Origin of the sequence: Kaistella sp., from assembly GCF_049588135.1 — a bacterium.
Classification (GTDB): Bacteria; Bacteroidota; Bacteroidia; order Flavobacteriales; family Weeksellaceae; genus Kaistella.
The window spans coordinates 1-7078 of the sequence record NZ_JBAVFG010000234.1; the positions used below are offsets into that span (position 1 = coordinate 1).

General features: G+C 33.3%; 6 protein-coding genes. 3 read left to right on the forward strand and 3 right to left on the reverse strand.

The genetic code is table 11. From position 1 onward, the window contains the following. Positions 1–112 precede the first annotated feature (112 nt). Positions 113–703 carry an RNA polymerase sigma factor gene (locus tag WBY99_RS12490; protein WP_423976663.1) on the forward strand — a complete coding sequence of 197 codons (591 nt, stop codon included), beginning with the start codon at positions 113–115 and terminating at the stop codon, positions 701–703. 201 nt (positions 704–904) lie between these two features. Next, positions 905–1600 carry a YjjG family noncanonical pyrimidine nucleotidase gene (locus tag WBY99_RS12495; RefSeq protein WP_423976664.1) on the forward strand — a complete coding sequence of 232 codons (696 nt, stop codon included), beginning with the start codon at positions 905–907 and terminating at the stop codon, positions 1598–1600. Positions 1601–1647: 47 nt separating this feature from the next. Here the strand turns inward: WBY99_RS12495 and trpS are convergent, their stop codons facing one another. From trpS to WBY99_RS12510, 3 genes are all read right to left on the reverse strand, one after another. Continuing rightward, entirely contained in the window at positions 1648–2616 is a 969-nt protein-coding gene (trpS, locus tag WBY99_RS12500; protein ID WP_423976665.1) for a tryptophan--tRNA ligase, read from the reverse strand. A gap of 84 nt (positions 2617–2700) precedes the next feature. After that, entirely contained in the window at positions 2701–3639 is a 939-nt protein-coding gene (locus WBY99_RS12505) for a hypothetical protein (protein ID WP_423976666.1), read from the reverse strand. 191 nt (positions 3640–3830) lie between these two features. After that, positions 3831–5300 (reverse strand): helix-turn-helix domain-containing protein, encoded by a 1470-nt coding sequence (locus tag WBY99_RS12510; RefSeq protein ID WP_423976667.1) that lies wholly within the window; start codon positions 5298–5300, stop codon positions 3831–3833. A gap of 373 nt (positions 5301–5673) precedes the next feature. Here WBY99_RS12510 and WBY99_RS12515 point away from each other — a divergent pair, with 373 nt between their 5' ends. Further along, the gene (locus WBY99_RS12515; protein ID WP_423976668.1) at positions 5674–6939 is read left to right on the forward strand and encodes a T9SS type A sorting domain-containing protein; all 1266 of its coding nucleotides are present in this window, start codon (positions 5674–5676) and stop codon (positions 6937–6939) included. Positions 6940–7078 lie beyond the last annotated feature (139 nt).

A 7078-nucleotide genomic window follows, 5' to 3' on the forward strand; every position in this document is an offset into this window, starting at 1 on the left:
CTCACAATAAAGCCAGTTTTATAGATCACATATCTCTATCAGTTTTTTAATATTTGAATTTTACAAGTCCGAAAATATTGGGGACGTAAATTCTTGGATAAAATATAGAGTTATGGATAAAAATACAGACAGTTGGCTGATCTCAAATTTCAAAAATGGCAACGAGAAAGCACTCGCCGTACTCATTGAAAGACATCAGAAAGAAATTTTCACTTTCATTTTTTATAAAATAATGGATGAAACCTTGGCAAATGATATTTTCCAAGATACCTTCATGAAAATTATTGTTACCTTAAAAGAAGGCCGATATAACGAAGAAGGCAAATTTGTTTTGTGGGCAAAACGCATTGCTCATAATCTGGTGATCGATCATTTTCGGTTAAAAGCAAAACATAATAAAGTCTCAGAAACCTCTTACGATAATGAAGAGTTTTCGATCTTCGATTTAATTGCGGTAAAAGAGGAGAACATTGAAGACCAATTAATTAGCAGGCAAATTCAGGAGGATTTGATGAAGATGCTAGATTGTTTACCAGAAAATCAACAGGAAGTTATTCGGCTTCGGTTTTTTGATGGATTGTCTTTTAAAGAAATCGCAGATCAGACCGATGCGAGTATCAATACAACTTTGGGAAGAGTGCGTTATGCGCTCATCAATTTAAGAAAAATTATGGAAGAACATCAGATTATATTAACCAGATAATAATATGCGAAATTTTTCGTTTTTAGTTAAACTTTTCGCTTATGAAAAATATTGACACTTTAAATGAAAAACGATTGACACCAAAGAAACAAACCATTGATTTTCTGCTCAGCTATTCTCAGAGCATTCAATTATTAAAAGTGAAATCAAAAATTCATATTGTTTCTAAGAACTAATCTTATTTCCTTAAATTTGTGCTGTATGAAAATTCAGCACATTTTTTTTGATCTCGATAATACTCTTTGGGATCACCGAGGTAATGCCTTTTTAACTTTAAAGGAAATTTTTAAAAGACAAGAGGTTTATAATAAATATAATATCAATTTTGATGATTTCCATCGAGAGTATTTCACCATTAATGAAAGACTTTGGGAGCAAATTCGCGACGGAGAAATCGATAAAGAATATCTTCGAAAACACAGATTCTACGATTCTTTTCTCTTTTTTGGGATTGATGATTTCGAGTTGGCGCAAACCTTTGAGCATAATTTCTTAGATGAAATTCTTAATTATAATGACTTGGTAGAAGGTGCGTTTGAAATCTTAGAATATCTTTATGATAAAGGCTATCAACTGCATATTCTCTCCAATGGTTTTAAAGAAGTTACGCATAAAAAATGCGAACTTTCGGGAATTCAAAATTACTTCGAAACCATAACAAGTGCAGATGAAATCAATATCAGAAAGCCGCAACCTGAGATTTATGATTACGCTTTGAAAAAAGCCAACGCTAAAGCAACAGAATCTTTAATGATTGGTGACGACTGGATCGCCGATGTAGAAGGCGGAAAGTCTTTCGGCTTAAAGGTGATTTATTTCGATGTCTTCGATGATAAATTCGAAGCAGACGAAGTGCAGGTGATTAGAAAATTAATTGAACTAAAAGAACTTTTATAAAAAAAGCCTTTCCAAATAGGAAAGGCTTTTTAGTTTGGTGTTTTTAATTAAACGCCAACACTTTTTCGAACGCGTGCTAAAGTTTGCAAAGCAATTACTCGCGTTTTTTCTGCGCCTTCCTGTAGTTTTTCTTCCAATTCTGGCAAGTTGTTCATATAGTAAGTAAAGCGTTCTCTTTCCTTTTCAAATCTGGTTAAAATTAGATTCAACAATTCTGTTTTTGCGTGACCGTAACCGAAATTTCCGGCGAGGTATTTTTGTCTTAAAGTTTCTGTTTGTTCAGGGGTTGCAATTAATTCATATAATGCAAAAACTTTATCTGTTTCAGGATCTTTTGGATCTTCAAGAGATTTGGAATCGGTTTCAATTCCCATTACCTGTTTTTTTAATTCCTTTTCCGGTAAGAAAATATTGATGATATTTCCTCTTGATTTCGACATTTTTTGTCCGTCGGTTCCGGGAACGTATTTGGTGTCTTCCTGCAATTCTGCTTGTGGCAAAACAAAAACTTCACCCATTTGATGGTTGAACCTCGCACCCATATCACGCGCCATTTCCAAATGCTGCAACTGATCTTTTCCCACCGGAACAATTTCCGCATCGTATAATAAAATATCTGCAGCCATTAAAACAGGATACGTAAATAATCCAGCATTCACATCATCCAGACGATCGGCTTTGTCTTTAAATGAATGAGCCAAGGTTAATCTTTGATAAGGAAAAAAGCATGATAAATACCAAGTTAGTTCACAGGTTTCGGCAATGTCACTTTGTCTATAGAAGAAAGTTTTTTCTGTATCTAAACCACATGCAAGCCAAGTTGCGGCAGTTTCGTAAGTGTTTTTCTTCAGTGTTGCTGCATCTTTTATTTGCGTTAAAGAATGCAAATTGGCGATAAACAAAAACGATTCGTTCGCTGCGTTTTTAGAAAGTTCGATTGCGGGAATAATTGCTCCTAAAAGATTTCCCAAATGTGGTGTTCCTGTTGCTTGTATTCCTGTAAGTATTCTCGACATGTGTTTTGGTGTAATTTAGCAGCAAAAATACAAAACAATGCTAATATGACCAATCATCGGACTATCAGAAGTTTTTTAATTCTATTAATCAGTATTAATGAGTTGTTCAATATTATTTTTTAGAAGTTTATTTCTTTTTTGATTGGAAAGAAAACTTCTCATCAGAAATAAAATTGAAAGCGCAGAAAAACTAACAATCAGTAATTGATAAATTTGGAATTTGTTCTTGGTACTAACTATTTTTTCTTGAGTCTCAGAGGCTTGTATGTTCATATAGCGATTAAGAGACTTTTGGTCTTTTTTTTCTTTTTCCTGTTTTAATTGTAAAACCTGGTCGCTATAAAGCTGATATTTCTCCCAGTTATTTATTGCTAAATAATTATTAGCCATTAATTTGTAAATGCCTTCACTGAGGACAAGGTCTCCAATCGTCTTTGCTAAATGATCTGCTTTATTCAATAAGTGTAATGAATTTACATATTCATGATTAACGTATAGATTCTCCGATAAACCTTTTAAAGCATAGGCTTCAATGCTTTTTGCGTCTGCCAGTTGACCATATTTTACTGCCTCTGTAAAGTAAAGTTTACTTTTAGAATTTTGATTTAATTCCATATAGCAATAACCCATATTGTATAAAATGATACTGATATTAGATGAGTTTCCTTTCTTTTTTGGTAATTTCTTGAAATATTTAACAGCTTGCGAAAACTTTTCTAAAGCCATTTCTGGATTAGCTTGGCTTCTGTAAATCATACCGCGAATCATATTATTAAATTCAAAATTGTAATCTCTGCTATTATCATCTGGCGGTAATTTCAGATAAAATTCTTTGGCTTTATCTAGTGTTTCTAAAGATTTATCGTAAAGCTGCATCTGTTGATATTGTACAGATACGGAATTTAAAATTCGGATTTTTGTTTTAATTAACGCATCAGAATTAATGAGGTTGGTCGTTTTCATAATGAAATACAGAGAGCTGTCGATATCACGTTTTGCAATATAAGCAGTGGAAATCATCATATAAAGATTTGCGACTTGATCGGTGTTTTTTTCTTTTTTTAATAGTGAAAATGCGATTTTTATCGACTCATTCGGGTTTTCGTAAAGAATGTCATTTGCCCTTTTTATTTCGGCCTCATTATTTTTAACTTGAGAAAATAAGGTTGTCGATAAGCAGAATATAAAGTACCGGAGCAGGTTGAAAAATGGTCTCATTTTATTTGTCGATTTTTTACTTGTTGTATGTAATCATTTGGAGACATGCCAGTTACAGATTTAAAAACTACTGTGAATGTACTGTGAGAAGTGAACCCGGTAAATTCTGCTAAATAACTTATTTTATATTGCCGGTAAGTGGGATCTGAAGATATGAGGTGTGCAACATAATTGATTTTCAGTTCATTAATATAGGTGGTGAAATTTCTTCCTTTAAATTTATTAATCACTTCAGAAAGGTATTTGGTGTTCGTTTCTAGTTGTGCAGCAAGAAGAGCCAAAGACATGTTTTTAGATAAAAACTGTTTCGATTCTTCAAAATCATTAAGTTGTTTCAGTAGATGGTCTTCTTTTTCTTTCGGGATAACTAATGCCTTTTTAACGACTGGTTTTTCAGGCTGTATCATTTTGTTTTCTTTTTGAGCAAAGAGTATCTTTTGGTTTTCAAAAAATAAAACCTGCTTCTCCAGTGTTTTTTTCTTTTGCCTTTCTTGGTAATTTAAAAAAAAGATTGTCGAAATAATTAAGAGGGCAATACCTAGGTAAATATAAGTCTGCTGTTGCTTTTTAGAAATGTAAGTGTTGTAATTTTGAGTTTGGATGGCTTGATTTAGCCTCATGATATTGCGGATGGCTTCTGCTCTATTTTCCTCTATTATCATTTGCGAGTCATCATATATTTTTTGATAATCTTTATGTTTATCGTTTTCTTTTAAGGCGATATAGTTTTTTGCAAGTCTGCTGTAGATTTTGTTTTTGATGATTAGAAAATCTGTATTTTTAGTTTTTTCTAACGCTTTTTCGAGAATAGTGGTTGCAGCGAGGTATTCGTTTTTTGCGAACAAAACATCTGATTGATTCAAATAGGTGGACGAGAAAAGATAATTGTTATAGGGATGTGCTTTTAAAATAGTTAATACCTCTTCGAAATACCTTTCAGCAGTTTTGTTATCTTTTTTTTGAAAGTATATTTTTCCCGCAAGAATTTTGTTTTCGCAAATAATGATATATGATTCGGGAGAGTTAGATTCGATATAACTGTTACTTAGGGTAATGTTTTCTAAGGCTCCATCATTATTTTTAAGTGCAAATAAATTAGCGGCATGAAGTTGGTAAACTTTAGCAGCCTTGTTGTTTTTTCTGTTTTTTATTTGGCTTAAATCTTTTAAGATGGGAGTCACAAGCATTTCTGATTGTTCGTATAAATTAACTTCCTGGAAGCACTGCATCACTCCAATGTTAATAAGCAGTTGATCTTTTTTCTGTAGGTGATTGGAAGTGTTTAAATTTTCTAACGCAATTTGTACTGCTTCAACATAATTTCCTTTCAGAGAATAGGCTTCTGCAAGGATATTTTTGATGATCAGCTTTTCATAATTTTGATCATCCTTGACACTTATATTTTTACAGGATCTGATCCCAGCATCAGGATTTTGATAAAGTTTTTCGATGCTTTTTCCAACCATTATTTCGAAGTCACTTTTCTTTTGACCAGATATAAAAACAATGTTGATCAAAAAAATAAATATAAATAGTTGCTCCCACTTCATTTAACAAAAATAATTTTTTTTTATTGATATACAAGAGTTTTGTTATTTATATATGATTTTGTTATTTTTTATTTAAAAATGCTGTGTTGTTTGTTGCAATCTTGCTTAATCTGTGTGGATTTCAAATATATAAAGTGGGATTCTTTATCAATGCTGTATTTTACAAATCATTGATTATTAATGTTTTACACTTTGTGTCTTTGCGATTTCGTGAAATACGAAAGGCATTTATTAGGCGGTTCGCTATGGATGGAGGTATGTTTGTAATACAAAAAAAATAATAATTATTATGAAAAAAATTTACTCAATTGCGCTAGTTATTTGCGGATTAAGTGCGGCCAACGCTCAGGTTTTTGATACTGGAAACATGATGCAAATGACAGATGTTTCTAATACTGGTGTTGCAGTTGGTAATTTTGCCGGTGGTGCTGCTCATGTAATGTGGACGGAAGGTAGTGGAACAGCTACAATTGGCGAAAGCGATGATCAAATATCCGGGATGACGAGTATTTCTTCTGATGCAAAATATGTTTCTGGAAGTTTAACTAACCCGGCAACAGGATTGGAAGAAATGGCGCGTTATAATACAACCACTCAAGTTTGGACCTTTTTAGGAACTTTATCTCCAAACGCAGGGAGTTCTGCTTGGGGAATGACAAGTGATGGTTCTACCGTTGTAGGTTTAGGCGATTTCGGAGGTTACTTAGGACGCGCAGTAAAATGGTCACAAGCAACAGGATTTGTTGATATAGGAACCACGGTTGCTGGTAGCAGTTCTAGAGCCAATGGTATTAGTGATGATGGAAGCATGGTCGTAGGATGGCAAGATGACGATTATGGTGATCGTTTCGGAGTATATTGGAAAAATGGAGTTCAGACTCATCTTACAGATACTAACGGAGAATTTGTTGGTGAAGCAGTGAATGTAACACCGGATGGCAAAACAATCGTTGGAGCAAACCTTGATAACATTCCTTACATTTGGACTGAAACTGATGGTTATACCGAATTACTTCAAGAGGATCCAATGATAGAAGGAACGGCAATAAGCGTTTCTGATGATGGTAAAACCGTAATCGGATATTTAAGAGAATGGGGAACTGGTGCTTTGTCAGGGAATGGTTTTATTTGGACCAAAGAAACGGGCGCACTTGATCTGAATGAATATGTATTGAGTTTAGGATTAGATGATTTGGGAATTACATTTGCATTGCCAATGTCGATTTCTCCCAACGGAAAATACATCACAGGAATTGGTAGATCAGATTCTGGTTATCAAGGTTTTGTAATTAAACTTCTTGGCACGCTTGGAACAAACAACGTGAATGCTGCCAAAATCGATATTTATCCAAACCCGGTACAAAATACATTGTATTTAACCAATGCCGATAAAATTGATAATGTAGAAATTTATAACATGGTAGGACAGAAAATTCTTTCTACTAATAAAGTTTCTAAAGAAGGTCTTAATGTTTCTAACTTAACCAAAGGAGCTTATTTGGTAAAAGTAAAAACCGGTAACCAAACCGAAACCGTTAAGATGCTTAAAAAATAAGGATTCAATAATCAAAAGTAAAAATAAAGTGAAAGGAGAATTCGTCAATTAAGTTTGACGAATTTTTTTTTATTGGATTTCGGTTGTGTTTTTAATTAATTTAAAATTTAGGGTTGTGTAACGGTTACGGATGTTATAC